Genomic DNA, 18,622 nt, shown 5'->3' with positions numbered 1-18,622 from the left:
GGAAATAGTGATGAAAAAAATGATGATTCTTAGTATGGCTGTAATTTTGGGTCTATTACTTGCTGCATGTGGAAATGCTTCTAATTCTAATGGAGAAGATACCTTAAAGGTAGGTTTGGCAATGAATACATTGAATAACCCATTCTTTGTGGACTTAAAAGAAGGAGCGGAAGAGACTGCCAAAAAAGAAGGAATTGAACTAATTATTACAGATTCACAAGGGGACCCATCCAAACAACTTTCTGATGTGGAAAATATCCTACAAAAAAATCCCGATCTATTAATCTTAAACCCTGTAGATAGTGATGCGGCAGCTCAAATCGTCCTTATTGCAAATGAACAGAATGTACCAGTAATAACGGTTGACCGACAATCTGCAGGTGGAGAAGTGGTTTCCCATATTGGATTCGACGCCCTTAAATCAGGTAACATCGCTGGAACATTTGTCGCAGAAGCATTGGGTGGAGAAGGTAAAGTAGTGGAAATCCAAGGTATCTTAGGAACAAACGTAGGACGTGATAGAAGCCAAGGCTTTAACGATCACCTAAAAGACTTTGACGGCATTGAGATTGTCGCAAGTCAATCAGCAAACTTTGACCGCGGACAAGCATTAAAGGTAATGGAAGACATCTTGCAAGCCAATAAAGAAATAGATGCAGTGTATGCAGCAAATGACGAAATGGTTATGGGGGCATTATCAGCAATTGAAGCTGCTGGCAGATTAGATGAAATCATTGTCATCGGAACAGATGCTATCAATCCTGCATTAGATGCAATCCGTGAAAATAAATTGGAAGCGACCATTGCAGAGCCTCCATTCTTCTTGGGTAGAGAAGCCATTCATACCGCGATTAAGATTCTAAATGACGAAGAAGTGGAAGAATTGATTACGCTAGAAAACACATTAGTAACAGAAGAAAACGTAGACGAAATTAAAACACGGTAGGTGATCAACTTGTCAAAAATCGTAGTAGTGGGAAGCTATGTCGTAGATTTAACAGCAAGAACTCCCCACATGCCTAAACCAGGAGAAACCGTATTGGGTGGCCCATTTAAAATGGGTCCCGGCGGAAAAGGCGGAAACCAAGCTGTGGCTGCCGCACGATTGGGAGCCCAAGTTACCATGGTCACCAAGGTGGGGAAAGACCTATTCGGGGATGATGCGATTCAAAATTTCAAAAATGAAGGCATTGATTCGCGATTCATCAAGCAAGTGGAAGACGAATCTACCGGTGCAGCCCTAATAGCCGTTGATGACTCAGGGGAAAATATGATCGTCGTATCGCTGGGTGCTTGCGGTACCATTACAGAAGAAGAAGTCCTAAGAGCAGAAGCGGCCTTTCAAGAAGCGGATATCATTCTCGTACAGCTGGAAACTTCAATGGCTGCCATCAGCACCACCATCAACTTGGCACATAAGCTATCAAAACCAGTAATTCTAAATCCGGCACCATACCAAAAAATATCAGATGAACTACTGGCAAAAGTGAACTATATCACCCCTAACGAAACCGAAGCCGGCCATCTTACAGGGGTGGAAGTGACAGACGAAGACTCAGCAGTAAAAGCTGCAGAAATACTCCTAGCAAAGGGAATAGGCACAGTGATCATCACTCTCGGTAAACAAGGCTGCTACCTTTTACAAAAAGGAGAGAGCACCGGCAAAGTCATCCCGGGCTACCAAGTCCAAGCCGTCGAAACAACCGGAGCAGGAGACGCCTTCAACGGCGGATTCGCCCACTTTCTAGCAGAAGGGAACTCCGTAGAAAAATCCTGCCAAATGGCCAATGCAGTAGCAGCCATATCTGTCACCAAACCAGGCACAGCCCCTGCTATGCCTTATAGTGAAGAAGTGGAAAGGTTGGTTGGGAATTCGAGGGGACAGGGACGCTGACTCGTCTTGGCTTTAGTGGTTGAAAGTATACAGGGACGAAAAAAGAAAGAAGGGTGAGAGGGATGCCTCCACCCTTCTTTGTGTTTTGATAAATATCTAATGGTGAAATGAAAAACTGATTTATAACAATTCTATTAACCTCTCTAACAACTCATATAGTCGTTTAACTGTCTTATGCCTCCAAATAAACCTGAAAATGTTTATGTATGTTAATCGAGGGAATCTAAGAACAAAAGTCGTAAATAATCAAAAAAGGAGTGCATGTAATATGGCAAAGCTGTTAACTGCAATAGGTATCAAGTTTGTAGCGACCCTGGTTCTGTTGTATGTAATCCTAGGGGCAATCGGAGGTCTCTCCTTTGGAAGTGTGCTATTGATTACCGTTGTTCTTGGTCTGGTATCCTATATGGTGGGGGATATGCTTATCCTGGCTAAGACGAATAACATGACTGCTACCATAGCTGATTTAGGACTGGCATTTCTGCTGATATGGCTGATGGCTGCAAGCTTCTCAGATGGAGGAATCATCGGAACAGTAATAATTGCCGCCATAGCTGTTACGGTTTTTGAATTCTTCTTCCATGAATACCTCTTAAGAAATGTATACGATGGCAGATCATCTGACAGAGTTGCTCCTCATAAAACCGAGAAAAGCTATACCAATTAACATTAGGCTAGGGCAAGGGTGTCCAAGTATGGGTGAGTGCCGGTTCTTGTGCCCATGCAAATAGTTTGGTTGACTACACCTATAACGGAGAATTTCAAGTAGAACTTCATCCACTAAAAACGTTTTACTTGAATAGTTATTTTTAAACAAACGTTTGTTCAAACAAAACTTCCGCTTTGTTCTGTTAGGCTTACTTTTAACTACTAAATATCGACTAATCTCGCATGGTATATCGAAAAAATAAAAGCTACAGGTCCGTCGCCCATTGAGGTGACGGACCTGTAGCTTATTCTGCTTTCATAAGCATGCCGTCTAACGTACAGCCGATGGTTCCTTCTAGGTGTTTGGATAGGGCAAGTAATTTATTGAGGTCTGTGCCGGTTTGAACGCCCATGTCGTGGAACATGTTGACCATGTCTTCCGTGCATACATTTCCAACTGCTTTTGGTGCGAAAGGGTAGCCTCCAAGACCAGCAATGGAGGAATCGAATCGTTTAACGTCAGCTAGGTAACCTGCAAGTGTATTCGCAAGACCCAAACCGCGCGTATTGTGAAAGTGTGGAGGGTCTAGTGGGTCGAGGGGACATGTCCCTCGACCCTTTTGTAATTTACAGCATTAATATAGCGGGGGCCTTTTTTCGTGAACACTAATATATTGAATTAGAGAGGGATTTAATCATCGCCTCTTATTTTTATCCCTTCATAGTCCAAATCTCCCATTTTCCAATCCCGTGCAGGAATATCCTCATTTAAGTCGAAACGTGATAGTTATGCATATACAGTTTTTGTAAAATGATGGGGAGAGGAGGGGAATAATGAAGGTTTTAGATGTTTCGTCCTTGCATGAGGGAATCAAGGGGATGAACCGGAAGTTATCGGAATTGGAAAAGCAGCTAAGTGGCGTGGAGAATGGGATTCGATCCTTTGTTGCATCAAAGGATTCCTTTCGTGGCAAGGGTGCCAGCGCAATCAGGCGATTCTATGAATATGCACATCTCCCATTTCTTCAATTCTTCCAAACGTTCCTCGCAAACTTTCAAACTAAGCTTAACCAGTTGCAATATGAGTTGGATGGGCTAGAAGGAAATGCGCGCGGGTTAATAGATGAGAGGTTCCTGACAAGTGAACTAGAGGACGGATTGAATCAAATCAACCGAATGGTGGCAGAACTGACAGGTGAGACAAATTCCCAGCTCAGTCGAGTCGGTGACATCGTGTACCTCCCAAGGCTGCAGGATCACCATTTCCACGAAGGCTTCCAGCAAGCCAAACAATCGGCCAGACAAACCGTGGACAAGCTGCACCAGTTTGATTACCAACAAACCCAGTCTTTTACGTCCTTAATGGAGGACTTATCTCTGATACAGAGTTACATAGAGGAAATGAGCCAGCAGTTTGCATCTGGTAAGATTAAGTTGTCCACCTTTTCACCGGTAATTCTTCAGGACCTTGAGGCTTATGGAAAGTTGCAGACGAGGTTGTATAACGAGACCGTCAAGCAGCGGTGGAATAGTGAGCATTATCCGGAGCTTGGGGTGTTTTATTCGGTTGGGTATGCGGCGTCGTTTGATCAGTGGGCTAACCCGAGTTGTGCGCGGCCGGAGCCGAAGAAGAAAACAGCCGGGGAAGTATTCTGGGACTTCACCAACGGTTTTGGAACAGGAGCCATTGACGCAGTTTCAGACACTTGGGACGGTCTCAAACGTCTCGTGACAGAGCCTGACCAAGTGTTGAAAGAAACGATTGAGCTTTTAGAAGCTGTAGTCTCTGATCCAGCTATATTGCTAGAAATCGGCCACGAACTCTACAACTCCTTCAAAGAATCCGTCATCCACGGAGATGCGAATAGCCGAGGCGAATGGCTAGGTTACTCGACCGCTATTATCGGAACAGCCGTTGTTGGAGACAAAGGGATCTCAAGAGTGGGTGGTACCGTTGGAAGACTTGGTAGCCGAGTGGAAGCAGACCTCAATATCAAGCTGAAAGATCAGCAGGCAAAAGCGTTGAGTTCAGTGCCGCGTTCTTCTACAGCTGGTTTGGAGCGGGTGCGTGAGTTGATGGGTGGTATGCTCCCGAACAGTAAGATGGCACCAGCCATGGCAGGTGTGCCGTCGAATGCTATGAACAGTTTTGCTATTTATGAAAAGGTTAATGGAGTAAATATAAATATCATTTCTAGGATAGAAGCTTTAGCAGGTAAAGGTAGTAAGGGTAAGGATAAAAAACATATAAGTAAAACAGGGGATCTAAAACCAAATACTACCTACCAAGCGGGTGAATATGATTATAAATACAAGACGGATGACATTGGAAGGATTAAAGAATTTAATGCGGATGATTTAAAATTAACAGAACGTGAATTTAGATTGCCACATAAATCAAACACACCTGGTAAAGAACCTGGTGATCATGCAGGGCACCTAGCGGGTGATAGATTTGGAGGCTCTCCAGATTTAGATAATCTAGTTTCTCAATCAAGTAGTGTTAATTTGAGTAAATACAAAAAACTAGAAAATCAATGGGCTAATGCAATAGTAGAAGGAAAAGATGTTTCAGTTAATGTTAAAATTAATTACGAAGGAAAAAGTTTAAGACCAAGTAGCTTTGATATAGAGTATGAAATAGATGGACGTATGAGGTTTATAAGTTTAGAGAATTAGGGGTGATTAAATGAAGGTATTTGAGGATTATTTTTCAGAATTACAAGCAGACATGGTGGCTATTTGTTTAGAGTACGTAGAAAATAAAGCAGATGAAATTTTTATTTATTGTTCATATGAACCTAAAATGTATGTTTTTGACTTTTTTTATAAAATCAAAGGAGCAGTAGTTCATAAACATCAGTTAAACAAGATTGTAAAAGAATCAGATAATCAAGCTTATGATGTTTCGAGAGATAGGCAAAAGGCAGCACTTAGAATAGGTAATGAAAATCTAAAGCTGATTCATAAGAAATGTGAAGAGTTCAATAAAGATATGCCAACAGAAATGAAATTACATTATAATGTAAAACAAAATAGCCTAAAAGGAAAATATAAATACGAATTAGTTTATTCGACTGACTCCGAACTACTGCCAGATGATATTTTTGATTTGTGGTTTGAAGAAGTTAAGGGAAATTACCTTAAAGACCTTGGTTAGCTTAAGCAGCCAAGGTTTTTTTCAGAAGGAAGTTGTATGTGTAGGCATGTCAATCCGTTTTTGGTATAAGGGGAGAGATGAATAATATGAATAAACAAGAATTACAGCAAACCTTAATTAATGAAAATGTTCCTAGTGATTTATACAATTTAAATGGGGGATTACCTAATGAAGCTTTTTGTTTAAACAAAAGTCAAAATACATGGGAAGTATATTATAGTGAAAGAGGTCTGAGGTCACAAATAAAGAGATTTAGTACTGAAGAAGAAGCCTGTAATTATTTTTATAAAACTCTACTAGAAAGTTTGTAAGTATTAAAGGTGGAGATAAAGAGATGGAAGGGCTTAAGTTTTAACCGCCTTGCCAATTTGAGAACAATTTTCAAGAAGCAATTGATAACTGGTAGAAGGGAGTTGTGGTGACAGGAGCGCTGAGCTGTCTTCGCTTTAAAATATTTTATAGGTTGAAGGAACAAGAACCCTTGAACCTTTTACCAATATTTTAGCGAGGTAAGTCATCTTTTGTAACCCAAGAGATTATTAGAAATAAAAGGGAAGAAATGGAGCCAAAAACCAACACCTTTATATTTTGGACACCATTTGATAATTGTTCGATACAGATGCCTAAAGATACAATGGTTGAAGAGCTAAACCACCATCTCATGTGGATAGAAGTGCTGGAGAATAATTGTTTATGCTGTTTGTTTATGATAAAACCCAGAATATAGAGTATCATGGATATACATAAAACCCAATAAAACATAAAATCACCTCGAATTGAATGACTTAACATAAGTTAACTCCCCTAATTTTGACATAAAATTCCAATAAACCTGTATTTATAATCCCTCAAGTTTGAGTAAAGGAGAACGGGTCAAGCTTCCTGGCTCCTTACCCCCTAAAACTACAAAATTTATAAAATTATCCTTTCGGATAGGATTTTAGGAGTATAATAATGTTATATTATTCCTTTTTATCTTTACTAAACAGTTCGAGGGGGGACTTTATGTACTGTCCAAAATGCGGCATAGAAAAACAAAAGGGTAATTGGTTCTGTAGTGGATGTGGAACAGGGAAGAGTAACTGGAAGCTTTATTTGATTTTTACAATGGTGCTTCTTCTATTTTTCACGGTAAGCGGACTGGTCTTTATAAAGATTACGAACATATTGGAAAGCAAGCAGGCACCCATACAGACGCAGATTACACAGACACAGCAAGCAAAAGAAGTGGTGAAACACGAGGAAGAAAAGCAGCAACCAGTGCAGCCTGTGGTGAAAATAGAGGAACCAAAGGCAGAGAAAGTCAAAGAGCTCACGGATATCATCGCGGAGGCCCAGCAGCAAGTCTACACCATTTTTACTGATAAAAGTCAGGGGTCTGGTTTCTTATACAATAAGGAAGGTATTGTGGTGACAAATGCCCATGTTGTGGAAGGAAGTGTGAATGTAGTTGTTCGCACCATACAGGGCACAGAGCATCAAGGAAAAGTAATAGGATATTCAAATGAGATTGATGTGGCTATTCTGTCCGTCCCGGATTTCACCAACAGAATCCCAATAAAAATGGAAACAGAAGATACCACCGTTATTGGTGAAGAAATCATCGCCCTGGGGAGCCCTCTTGGACTGGAGAATACCGCAACTATGGGCTATATAACCGGGACAAACAGAGATTTTTACATTGATAATTTCATCTATGAAGACCTTTACCAAATCTCTGCACCAATCTCTCCAGGAAGCAGTGGCGGTCCATTATTATCCCAAAAAACGGCCAAAATCATTGCCATCAATTCCGCTGAGGACACGAGAGATACCAATATTGGGTTTAGCATTCCCATCTACACGATTGTAGAGCTAATAGAAGCATGGATCCAAAATCCAATGTCCGACCAAGAAATTGCTTCATTATTTTATTATGCTGATGGAATTTATTATTACGACTACCTGTGGGAGTTGTTTGAATACGGCTACTTCAATGGGGGCTATTACTCCGACGATTCTTCCTACTATGAATACTGGGAATATGACAACGACTGGCTCTACGATTGGTACATCGACGAAGGATACTACTATGACGAAGAAACGGACTACTGGTACTACGACTACTATGAGGAAGATGCCGAGTATGAGGATGACTATTGGTATTATGAGGAAGACGAAGATTATGAATACGAGGAAAGTGACTGGTACTTGTACGATGAGGAACAGGTGGAGTACGAGGAAAGTGAGTGGGACTATGAATATGATGAGAGTTTAGAAAATGAAGATGATGAATGGTACGAAGAGGAAGAGAATGAAGAGGAGGGTTGAGGGCTCAGGAACGCCGCCCCACCCTCCGTGGGCCGCGGTGCCTGTCCCTATGACTCAGAAAGGGAGGTGTCACTTTGTCCAATCTCCAGAAAGTCGTAGTTATTTTTGTAGGTAGCATAATTTTATTACCAGTGTTGTATTTTTTAGTTCCTATCGTTGTACCTTTTCTAATTTTTGCAGGAATGCTTTATTTAAAAGCTAACTATTCCAGGATAAAAGGGGCTGTTGGGGAGAGGGCTGTGAACAAGGAGTTAGAGAAACTGGGACCATTATTCACTGTGTATCATGATTTATATGTACCAAGTGTAAATGGTGGTACATCTCAAGTAGATCATGTGGTGACTTCTCCGACTGGAATCTTTGTTATTGAGACAAAGCATTATGATGGATGGATCTTCGGGAAGGAAAACCACCGCAACTGGACGCAGGTGATCTATAAGCGAAAAGAGAAATTTTTGAATCCTATTTGGCAGAACTATGGGCATATCCAGGCTTTAAAGAGTTACCTTGGAGAGCACTATAACTACCAATCTATCATTGCTTTCTCCACCAGGTCCACGTTGAAATTTGAAGACGATTTCAGCTCTGCAAGGATTATCCAAATCCCGCAACTAAACAAGGTCATAAGGGAGTCGTTAAATCGTCAAATAAGTGAGGTGGAGTTGCGAGGAATCAATAAAGCCTTAGAGCAATTGGTCATTCAGGATGGAAAGCAAAAGAAAATGGTACATAAGCAACATGTGAAATCGATAAAGGATAAGCAAAAGGAAAAGAAAACGGCGGCTACAAACCCGATAGTCAAGAAACAGACTCTTAACCAAGCCATAGCTGAATTATGCCCGAAATGTGGTGGGCAGCTTACTATCAAAAAAGGTAAATATGGATCTTTTTATGGGTGTAGTGGATTTCCAGTTTGTAGGTATACTCGGCAGGCTGATGGGACAAGGATGAAGTCCACTTTTTCTCTGAATCTATGATAATGTTACCGATAACCCGAGGTTAATGCACATTAACCTCGGGTTATTTTTTCTAGAGCCTAGACTCTTGCACTATCTAACTTTTTCCCTTTGGATTTCCGCTCTATTCTCCTCTTTAACCTTCCTTTTATCCGATCTCTTTGTCCCCTTCTTTAAGTCATTACCTGTATTTTTTCGTATTTAACATTAGGTTTTCCTGTCTGCCCTCATGAAGATTATTCACAATATCATCATATAATAAAATTCAATCAAACGTTTGAATAAAAAACTTTTTTGTCGCTTTAAATTAGGGATGAGAGGGTTAGGATAAATATCGACTAATTTTGCAAGGTATATTGAGATAGTGATGGGTTTGTAGAGCCAGTGTCATGATAAGTTGGTTTGGAGGATTTCCTAGCAGCAGATAAGTTTTATTTGTCATGAGGCAAGGGAAGAGTTTAAAAATGAGCCCAATTATTCCAACCAGCACCAACCCTGGCCCCAAAATAGTGGACAACTCTTCTAAAAAGAATAGGACATGGAATTCTTTTCGTGGTTGTAAGCAGTATCTTGCATAAGGCATATTGGGAGGTGGGAATGTCGTTAGGAGCGCTTCCTTCTCTTTTTCCATGTTATTTAATAGAAAAAAAGGGTAGTAAATAAATAATTAAATAGTTACAAGGAGGTGACTAAACTTATGGCACAGGATGTTCTATGTGAAGTAAACAACTGTGTATATAACAAATCAGGAAACAAATGCGGAGCTCCTCAAATTTACGTAGCCAGCAACAAAGGAAAAGAAGCGGAGACAAGTCATGAAATAGATTGTAAAACATTTAAACCCGAATAAATATTGGAAATATAGATGAAGCATGTGGAAGATTCCATGCTTCTTTATTTGTGTTATAGAAAGAAGTATTAGTCAAAATCTGATAACCCTTTGCAAATTCATATCATGTTCAAAGTGCCCTTAACCAACCCCATATTCCGACATTTCCTGAAAACTTTGTAGAACAAAAATGCTATCTAATGCCTATTACATATATTATAGTCTAAATTACCAGGTAATTCTGATTATTCCGCCTGGTTATTTTGCAGAATATACATATTTAGGGGGGATTAGCTCGATTTGTTTTACAAAAAAAGAAAAAAAAGGGGAACGGAAATGAAGAAAGAGAAGTATTTTCGCAGAATATGCAGTAGTCTATTAATTTTTTTACTAGTCTTTTCGTTATTTGCACCTACTGTTGGAGCTAATCAAGCACAGTCAACGAACTCTCTGAAGGATCAATTAAGCAGTGAAGCAGCATCCGAAATGAAGAATCATATTGCCCAACAAAAAGCAGCGATTGCGAACCGTCCAAGCTTACATGCCGATCTGAAAAACTTGAAAGGCGACAAGGAAATATCCGTCATTGTTCAATTGGACGAGCTTCCAGTGGCAATGGTAAAGGGGATAAATAAGCTCCAAGGCAAGAGCTTTTCCAAAGCATCTGAACAAGGTGTAAAGAATAAAGTTGCCGCGCAACATAAAAAGTTTGAAAAAGAGTTAAGCAAGAAAGGAATAAAAGCGAAGGTAGGATTTACTTTCGATTCTGCCATCAATGGTTTGGTATTGACGTTGAAAGAAAGTGATGTGGAAAAACTAACAGCACTAGAAGGCGTCGTTCTCGTAGAGCCGGATTTAGAGGTTCAGGCCCTTTCCAATCCGGAAAATACTAATGCACCTAATTATATCGAAAGTGTTAATCATTTAGATGTTCCAGCAGTATGGGACATGGGGTACGAAGGTGAAAACGTCAAGGTTGCCGTGCTTGACACTGGAATTGATTATAACCATCCGGACTTTGAGGGAGTTTATAAGGGTGGATTCAACTTTGTTCCACATACAACCGGGTACGCAAGAGACAGAGCATTTGATGACCCTTATGAAACATCTCCACTAGATAGACCTGACAATAGAGCGGAATTCAATGCAAATGGAAGTTCCTTCTACACTACCCACGGAACGCACGTAGCAGGGACAATCGCAGCCCAAGGTAAAAACCCTTATGGCATGATTGGTCTTGCACCAAAAATAGATTTGTATGCTTATAGAGTACTAGGGGCATATGGAAGCGGGGCAACATCCGGAATCATCGCTGGAATTGACAAGTCAGTAGAGGAAGGGATGGACATCATCAACCTTTCCCTTGGAGGGAGCTCCAACAGTCAGATAGCATCTGATGCCATCGCTATTAATAATGCAGCAATGGCAGGAGTGACAGCAGTCATTGCTACAGGGAACAGCGGACCTAATAGAGGGACGATTGGTAACCCGGCAACAGCTGCATTCGGGATTGCGGTTGGAAATTCCACTGTGAAGGAAGACGTCATTGCTGCAACAGGAACGTCTTCAGTTGGTTCCACAACTACAACGAGCCCATTAAAGCTAATGGCATGGGAATTCGGAACTCGTGCAGAGGACAAGCTGTCTGGTGGTGCGAAGGACTTGGTCGCCATTGGTGGCTGGGGTGAGCCAAAGGACTATGTTAATAAAGACGTAAACGGGAAAATTGCGGTAGTATCACGTGGTACGACGCCATTTGTCGACAAGGTTGCAGCCGCAAAAGCGGAAGGTGCGGCGGGAATCATCATTTACAATAATGCTGCCGGTCATATCAAAATAAGTCTTGGGGACGGATTTGATTTCATCCCGACTTTTGATATGACAAGAGAGGCTGGACTTGCTCTAGTTAGTGCCCTTAACGCAAATTCAGGAGAGGGTACAGTAAACTTCCAGGATTATACCTATGACAAGACGGCAGGAGACGAAATGAACTCCTCGAGCTCCCGGGGTCCTGCAAACCCGGTGTTTGATATTAAACCGGATGTATCTGCTCCGGGAACAAACATTTTGTCCACGGTACCTGCATATGCAAAAGATTATCCTAATGCTGACTATACAAAGGCGTTTGATCGTTACACAGGTACGAGTATGGCAACCCCACACATAGCGGGAGTTGCAGCATTGCTTAAATCACAGCATCCAGATTGGACGCCATTTGACATCAAAGTTGCTCTTTCCAACACTGCCAAGCAACTCGATACGACAAGATTTGATGTATTTGCTCAGGGACCTGGCCGTGTACAACCATTAAAAGCGGCTACAACAGAAGCACTTGCGTATGCGCAGGATAAGACAACCTATGGCAATGTCACGCGAGACAATGTAAAAGGAACCATCACATTCGGGAATGTCCCGACAGGTTCTGCGACCACGATCACAAAAGATGTTGTCGTAAAAAATTTAACAGGCAATGCCAGTGACTACGATGTCACTGTCCAAGTAACAAAGGCTGCCACAGGTTCTCTTGCAGCAACTAATGTCACAGTAGATCAATCAAGTTTTACTTTGACAGACCAAAAAACATTAAAAGTATCCTTGAATGTACCGGCGGGAACCGGGTCCAATGGAAATGAAATTTTGGGTTATGTTCATATCAATAACGGAACGACCAAGTTAATCTTGCCGTTTGCAGCGAATTTTGCGCCGCCGACAGGGTTGAAGAGTTTTTCTCTAGATCACAATGATATTTCTCCAAATAACGATGGACTATTGGACAGCACAACGGTAAGATACGAATTCTGGAATCAACAGGGTACCACCTATATTGAATTATGGGATGCATCTAACCCTGAGGGAGGTTTTTACGGTGATGGTTATTTAGGTTACCTTCTCGCCACTAACCGAACAACAACAGGTATGAAAACATTAGCATTCAATGGAAGGTATACTCCATGGGGTTCAACTGGTACAAGCCTAGCACCTGATGGTGTCTACACAATTGATATAACAACAGCAAGTGCTTTCGCATGGACAGGACCTGTTTATATCAAGACGACAAAACCTGTTATCCAGGTGAACAACTCTTACACAGTTAGTAGCGCTTCTTATGAGCTTTCAGCAAGCATCAACGATTCCTACATCGACTTTAAGTCAACAGTCGAGGAAATTTTCGGCCAAGACTATGATGTAAATGAGAAACTGACCGTAGAATATGAGCTCACGAACAGTAATGGCGAAAAAGTAGGCATTTTCCCTGTGGAATTAGACCAAGATGGTGCATTTACAACAGAAGTAACTGGCTTGACGCTTGGTGAAAACACCGTGAAGCTTTCCGTAGTGGACGAAGCCCAAAACAGAGCAGAGAAAACATTCACCATCACACGTGTGGATGAGGACGCTCCTGTGACAGAAGCTTCCCTTGAAGGACAGGCAGGTCAAAATGGTTGGTATATTTCTGATGTAAAGGTCAACCTCCATGCAACGGATGCTGACTCAGAGATAGTGAGTACGCAATACCGTGTAAATGATGGAGAGTGGAAGTCCTATAATGGCCCATTCACCTTGCAGGAAGAAGGGGAAAATAAAGTGGAATACCGCAGTGAAGACGCTGCAGGAAATGTGGAAGGAACGAAGACAGTCGTTGTAAAGATAGACAAAACAGCGCCAAAGCTGTCAGTGAAAGTTGATAAAGAGAAGCTGTTCCCTCCTAACAATAAACTCGAAACAATCAAGGCAACCCTTGATTATTCCGACGCACATTCCGGTATTGCCTCCGTAACTTTGAAGTCTATTACCATTAACGAACAAGCACCTGAAGCGGACATCCAAGGGGCAAGCTTTGGTACAGAAGATACAGAATTCCAAGTCCGTGCATCTAGAAATGGTAATGGTAAAGGAAGAGTCTATACGATCACCTATCTTGCAACAGACAATGCTGGAAACACTGTTGAAGCAACAGCAACAGTGACGGTTCCACATGATAACGGGAAAAAGAATAACTAGTAGGTTAAGGATAGATGGGTAACCCATTTTTGATTTAAAGTGGGGACTAATAAGGGGATTTTTAAAGGAGCGAGAATTCCTTCGCTCCTTTTTTCTTATATTATAGAAATGCTGAGACGCGGCGGACGAGAACCAATTCCTGCTTCCTTGACAAATTTTCTCTCCTAAACTAAAATGAATGATATTCAGTCATTGTGGTTGGAGGAGTTGATGTAGTGGATAAAAGGGAAAAAATCATTCAGGCCTCCATTGAGGTTTTTAAGGAGAAGGGTATAGAAAAAACGAAGATCTCGGATATTGTAAAGAGGGCGGAGATTGCTCAAGGGACATTTTATTTGTATTTTCCTTCTAAGCTTTCGGTTATGCCTGCTGTTGCAGAGCAGATTGTCTTGAATTTTATGAGAAGAATTGAAGAGAATGTATCGATTGAGGCTTCATTAGAGGTGCAGCTCACACAATTGGTGGAGGCCATTTTCCACGTAACAGGTGAGTTCCGCGATGTTTCTGCCATTGTCTATGCAGGTATTTCCACCACGGAACATATCAGCAAATGGGAAACCATCTACACACCGTTATATGAACAGGTAGCTTCTATTTTGGAGGAAAATCAAAGCCGTAAACTTATAAGGGATACGGTTGATCCAAATCGCACCTCCCAATTATTACTCGGAATGATAGAATCTGCAGCAGAGCAGGTCTTCTTATTTAATGAATATGAAGCTGAAAATGAGGCACAACAGAAGGCAGAATTACTGACTTTCTTGGAACATGCTTTACGTCCGTGAAGTGTGTTTTAATTTTTTGAACAAAATGAATGAATGTCATTCATAAAATCTATAAGAGGTGAATCAGCATGAACAAATATTGGATTTATGTAATCATTACCTGTGCGCTGGAGATGGTGTGGGTCTATGGCTTCAGTACAGCTCAGACTGTGTGGCAATGGGCACTAGTCATACTGGTTATCGGCATAGATTTTTATTTTCTGGCAAAAGCGTGTGAAGGACTTCCCACTGGTACCGTGTACGCGGTTTTCGCGGGAGTTGGGGCTATTGGAACAGTTTTGATGGATTATTTTCTTTTCCAAGGAAGTATTAATATGCTTAAGTTATTTTTCATCGGAGTGCTTGTAGCCGGTGTGATCGGGTTAAAGCTAGCTGATAACAAAACGGAAGGAAGGGTGCAGTAAAATGGGTTGGCTATTTGTGACCTTTGCAGCAATAAGTGAAATCATCGGTGTCATCGGGCTGAAGCTGTTCAGCACCAACAAAACGATCAAAACGGGCTCGCTCTTCCTAGGAGGATTCGGGATGTCCTTTTTCCTGCTATATCAAGCATTTGCCTATCTACAATTAAGTATCGCTTATGCAGTATGGATTGGAATCGGAACAGCCGGAGCCGTCCTCATCAACATGTTCTTCTTTGATGAATCCAAAAGTGGTTCCCGTGTTTTTAGTTTGATACTGATCATCGTTGGGGTTACTGGTTTGAAGTTGGTATCTTGAGTGATGGGTTGAGGGACAGGCACAACACCCCGATTGGGACGCAGTGCCTGTCCCTTTCGTCCATCCCTATGATAAAATCAAAGCAACATGATTAAAGGAGAGGCCATATGTTAATTCAATGTACGAAGAAACTGTTTGACGAGTTGAAAATTACGCCTGGGGAAACTAACGAAGAAAGTAATCCGCTGCTGGGGTGGCACGCTAATTTTATGAAATTTGGCAGGGCAAAATTCTTCGTTTTGGTCAATGATAAAAATCGGTATGCCATTGTGCTATATGGCTTGAAAGCGAAGGATAAGAAGAATTTTGACCTCTTGATCAAGGATGCGATCCGTGAGGTTTTTCAGGCGGAATCTATCAAGGAGGAAGTCATTGAAGCATATCTGAATTCCTCTACAGAGACGATTTACACCAAAACGAAAGACCGTAAGTTGGTTGCAAGGTTGAATAAGGCATGTGAAGCAGTGCATTTTGGAGAGAGTTTCTGGGAACCGGATTCACTCGTGCAAGTAAAAATGAGCAAGTGGATCAGTTCCATGTTGGTCGGAGACGGGAAGAAGGCTTATTTATACCCAAATGTTCAGATGTATAAGGACTTGGAGGAGTTTTCAAGGCAACCTGTATTTAATACGGAAGCATTGGTGCTGAAGGTCACACTGGAGCTTGAAAAGTACAATGTCTGGAGGCGGATTACCGTTCCAGCAGGCATCACTTTCCCAGAGTTACATAGTGTTTTACAGACTGCTTTCACATGGCAAAATAGCCATCTTCATGACTTTGAAATCTTTGAGAAGAAGGAAGACGGTTCCGGATGGCATGATCGACCAAACCTTAACCTGGTTTGTAATGATGAGGCCCTTGCCTATCAGGGAGGGGTTCCTATGAAAATGGAAACAGAGGAAAAGCTAAAGGATTATGTGGAGGCGAAAGTTGTTTATCATTATGATTTTGGTGATGGCTGGAAGCACACAATTGAAGTAGAAGAGGCTATTGATGACTACACGGCCAACTTCCCCATTTGTAATGACGGTGAAGGCAATGCCCCGCCTGAAGATGTGGGAGGAGAGCTGGGCTATGAGACATTCCTCACCATTATAAACGACCCATCCCATGAAGATCACCACCAAACAAAAGAATGGGGAGAGATGCAGGGGTATGAGGAGTTTGATATTCGGGAAGTTAATTGGAAGTTGAGGAAGTTTTGAGGGGACAGATGAGTCGAACTGTTTTAGAAATTATTTAGATCTAGGAATGTTGTGCCAAAAATCAAGGGCGGTGTCTCAAAGGAATGAAAGAAAAGGTTGTGGCACTAATAGACTTGGGATCCAACTCTATTCGGTTAGCTATCTATACGATTGATCTTGCAGGAAACTATGAAGAAATTAAAAAAGAAAAAGTTGCAGCACGGCTTATAGGGTTTTTAAGTGCGAATGGACATCTGAGCCAGGAGGGAATCCAACTCATCATGAACACGTTAAAACAATTTCAACAGGTGATTGATTCCTTAAGCGTTTCAGAAGTTATTGGGTTTGCAACAGCAGTAATGAGAAAAGCGGTCAATCAAGAAGAAATTATTTCGATGATTAAAATGAATACAGGTTACTCATTCCGTATTTTGAGCGAATATGAGGAAGCGTATTACGGGTATTTAGGAGTGATTGATTCTATCACAATGAAGGATGGAATCATCGCCGATATAGGGGGTGGAAGTACCGAAGTTACTTTATTTCAAGATAGAGAATTGGTGCAATACCACAGCTTTCCATTTGGTGCTGTCTCCTTAAATGCCGAATTTACCTCTACCACCCACGTATCTAGGATGCAGGTAAACAAGCTTCGTTCCTTTCTATCCTCTAATTTCCAAACTGTTTCTTGGTTAAGGGATGCCAAGAAACCGATAATCGGGATCGGAGGCACTGCCCGTAATTTAGGGAAAATATATCAGGCCAAACACCATTCAAAGCAACACAAGATGAAACTGGAGGAGGTACAATCTATCGCTAGGGACCTCTCGCTATTATCGCTTAATGAACGAACAAAAATAGCAGGACTCTCTAAAAAAAGGAAAGACATTATCCTACCAGGCATCGAAGCGATAGCTGACCTAATCGAAACAGTCCAGGCACCGTATTTCATATTCAGCAAAAGAACAATAAGGGACGGTATTTTGGTAAGCCAAGGGGCTAGCGATTAACAAATTTTAGAGAACCTTTTTTGCCAAAGTAAAATGGGTCTAGGGACCAACCATGGCCCTGCGACCCATCCCATCAATGTTCCACGTTTGTTCTCTCTTTAGAAAACATGCACCCAAGCACCCCGATTAGCACAAGTACGGACCAGAATGTAATTTTCCATGGAGCTCCTTTTGCAAATCCTTCTGAAAGGATTGCCAACTCCGGGTGGGAAAGTGCGTACACCCCAAGTTTTACCCCTACCCAACCGACCACAAAGAATGCAGCTGTCTCAAGTCCAGGGCGTTTATCAACAAGGTGACAAAATAGCTGCCCGCAAATCGCATGACGACCAAACCGATGATCCCACCTGCGAGAAAAACAGCAAAATGTCCGCCGTCTAAGCCACCGATTGTCGGAAGGCTGGTTGTCGGAAGCATGACGGCAAGTGCAACTGCAGCAAGGATAGCATCTACTGCAAAGGCTTATTCTATCATGCTTTTCTTGAATAATTATTTTTGAACAATCGTTTGATTAATTGAGTTTATTGGGTTGGTAATAGGGGATTTATAGTAGTTCGGGATATATCGACTATTCTCGCATAGTTTAGTGAGATAGTTTTTTGGTGGAATGGGGTGCTGGTAAATGTGGAAGCGGCACAACATTAGCCAAATGAAAAACCTTTTGTGTAAGTAAGTGGTGGGGGATCGCGGGGACAGGACCCTCGTTCCACTTCTCTTTTAAACTACAGCAAAAGGGATCTCCACATCATATTTTTTTGTTTTTACTTCCGTTCACTGTCTATAGCGGCGGCGGATAAAAAATAGCTTCATTTAGATAGAAAGTGGAGGTGTTTTCGTCGGAAAAATTCGGTTCGGACATTTATTCTTTTGCTTCGGAAAATTGAAGGGAAAAAAGACTAAGGGTTCGGACAATTGGCAGCGAGGTTCGGTCAACTTTCAACCTCCTTCGGACACTCCAAAATTTCGTTCGGACATTTCCCACCAAACTTCGGTCAACTTTTCCAAAACTTCGGCCAACTTTTTAAAATCTTCGGACATTTGACGAAACTCGGATTAAAAGGTTGGTAAAGCCGACCCGCTGCCGGTTTACGTGACTAACGGCCAACTTCAAAATGGTGGAAGTC

Annotated in this window: 15 protein-coding genes and 2 pseudogenes; 15 read left to right on the top strand and 2 right to left on the bottom strand. The window is 41.6% G+C overall.

The window, feature by feature from the left end; all coding sequences use genetic code 11:
- The first annotated feature begins 10 nt into the window (after positions 1–10).
- The 3 genes from MKY77_RS23405 to MKY77_RS23395 all read left to right on the top strand — a co-directional run bounded on the left by MKY77_RS23405 (position 11) and on the right by MKY77_RS23395 (position 2,561).
- The gene (locus tag MKY77_RS23405; RefSeq protein WP_339148006.1) at positions 11–946 is read left to right on the top strand and encodes a substrate-binding domain-containing protein; all 936 of its coding nucleotides are present in this window, start codon (positions 11–13) and stop codon (positions 944–946) included.
- Positions 947–955: 9 nt separating this feature from the next.
- Positions 956–1,894, top strand: coding sequence for a ribokinase (rbsK, locus tag MKY77_RS23400; RefSeq protein ID WP_339148005.1), 939 nt, complete (start codon positions 956–958; stop codon positions 1,892–1,894).
- 268 nt (positions 1,895–2,162) lie between these two features.
- Positions 2,163–2,561: a YndM family protein gene (locus MKY77_RS23395; RefSeq protein WP_339148004.1), complete on the top strand. Its 399-nt coding sequence runs from the start codon at positions 2,163–2,165 to the stop codon at positions 2,559–2,561.
- 286 nt (positions 2,562–2,847) lie between these two features.
- On the opposite strand, the pseudogene MKY77_RS23390 reads toward MKY77_RS23395, so the two are convergent.
- Positions 2,848–3,111 (bottom strand): annotated as a pseudogene (locus MKY77_RS23390) (hydroxymethylglutaryl-CoA lyase); the annotation flags it as partial.
- A 265-nt stretch (positions 3,112–3,376) separates the two neighbouring features.
- Here MKY77_RS23390 and MKY77_RS23385 point away from each other — a divergent pair.
- From MKY77_RS23385 to MKY77_RS23330, 12 genes are all read left to right on the top strand, one after another.
- On the top strand, positions 3,377–5,221 hold the full coding sequence (locus tag MKY77_RS23385) for a T7SS effector LXG polymorphic toxin (RefSeq protein ID WP_339148003.1): 1,845 nt from the start codon (positions 3,377–3,379) through the stop codon (positions 5,219–5,221).
- Between the two features lie 10 nt (positions 5,222–5,231).
- On the top strand, positions 5,232–5,702 hold the full coding sequence (locus MKY77_RS23380; RefSeq protein ID WP_339148002.1) for a DUF600 domain-containing protein: 471 nt from the start codon (positions 5,232–5,234) through the stop codon (positions 5,700–5,702).
- An 86-nt stretch (positions 5,703–5,788) separates the two neighbouring features.
- Complete coding sequence (locus MKY77_RS23375) at positions 5,789–6,013, top strand: hypothetical protein (protein ID WP_339148001.1); 225 nt, start codon at positions 5,789–5,791, stop codon at positions 6,011–6,013.
- 694 nt (positions 6,014–6,707) lie between these two features.
- Positions 6,708–8,012 carry a trypsin-like peptidase domain-containing protein gene (locus MKY77_RS23370; RefSeq protein WP_339148000.1) on the top strand — a complete coding sequence of 435 codons (1,305 nt, stop codon included), beginning with the start codon at positions 6,708–6,710 and terminating at the stop codon, positions 8,010–8,012.
- A gap of 74 nt (positions 8,013–8,086) precedes the next feature.
- Positions 8,087–8,989: an NERD domain-containing protein gene (locus MKY77_RS23365; RefSeq protein WP_339147999.1), complete on the top strand. Its 903-nt coding sequence runs from the start codon at positions 8,087–8,089 to the stop codon at positions 8,987–8,989.
- 676 nt (positions 8,990–9,665) lie between these two features.
- A complete protein-coding gene (locus tag MKY77_RS23360) occupies positions 9,666–9,818 on the top strand; it encodes a DUF1540 domain-containing protein (protein WP_339147998.1) in 153 nt (50 codons plus the stop codon).
- Between the two features lie 315 nt (positions 9,819–10,133).
- On the top strand, positions 10,134–13,799 hold the full coding sequence (locus MKY77_RS23355; protein ID WP_339147997.1) for a S8 family serine peptidase: 3,666 nt from the start codon (positions 10,134–10,136) through the stop codon (positions 13,797–13,799).
- A 215-nt stretch (positions 13,800–14,014) separates the two neighbouring features.
- A complete protein-coding gene (locus MKY77_RS23350; protein ID WP_339147996.1) occupies positions 14,015–14,584 on the top strand; it encodes a TetR family transcriptional regulator in 570 nt (189 codons plus the stop codon).
- 68 nt (positions 14,585–14,652) lie between these two features.
- On the top strand, positions 14,653–14,988 hold the full coding sequence (locus tag MKY77_RS23345) for a multidrug efflux SMR transporter (RefSeq protein ID WP_339147995.1): 336 nt from the start codon (positions 14,653–14,655) through the stop codon (positions 14,986–14,988).
- A 1-nt stretch (position 14,989) separates the two neighbouring features.
- The gene (locus MKY77_RS23340) at positions 14,990–15,304 is read left to right on the top strand and encodes a multidrug efflux SMR transporter (RefSeq protein WP_339147994.1); all 315 of its coding nucleotides are present in this window, start codon (positions 14,990–14,992) and stop codon (positions 15,302–15,304) included.
- Between the two features lie 107 nt (positions 15,305–15,411).
- Entirely contained in the window at positions 15,412–16,509 is a 1,098-nt protein-coding gene (locus MKY77_RS23335) for a plasmid pRiA4b ORF-3 family protein (RefSeq protein WP_339147993.1), read from the top strand.
- 83 nt (positions 16,510–16,592) lie between these two features.
- A complete protein-coding gene (locus MKY77_RS23330) occupies positions 16,593–17,498 on the top strand; it encodes a Ppx/GppA family phosphatase (RefSeq protein ID WP_339147992.1) in 906 nt (301 codons plus the stop codon).
- Positions 17,499–17,571: 73 nt separating this feature from the next.
- On the opposite strand, the pseudogene MKY77_RS23325 reads toward MKY77_RS23330, so the two are convergent.
- Positions 17,572–17,972 (bottom strand): annotated as a pseudogene (locus tag MKY77_RS23325) (hypothetical protein); the annotation flags it as partial.
- Positions 17,973–18,622 lie beyond the last annotated feature (650 nt).

The sequence above is a fragment of the Sutcliffiella sp. FSL R7-0096 genome, from assembly GCF_038595065.1.
Taxonomy (GTDB): domain Bacteria; phylum Bacillota; class Bacilli; order Bacillales; family Bacillaceae_I; genus Sutcliffiella_A.
The sequence above is the reverse complement of the archived record's forward strand: the minus strand, read 5'-3'. Positions and strand labels throughout refer to the sequence as shown.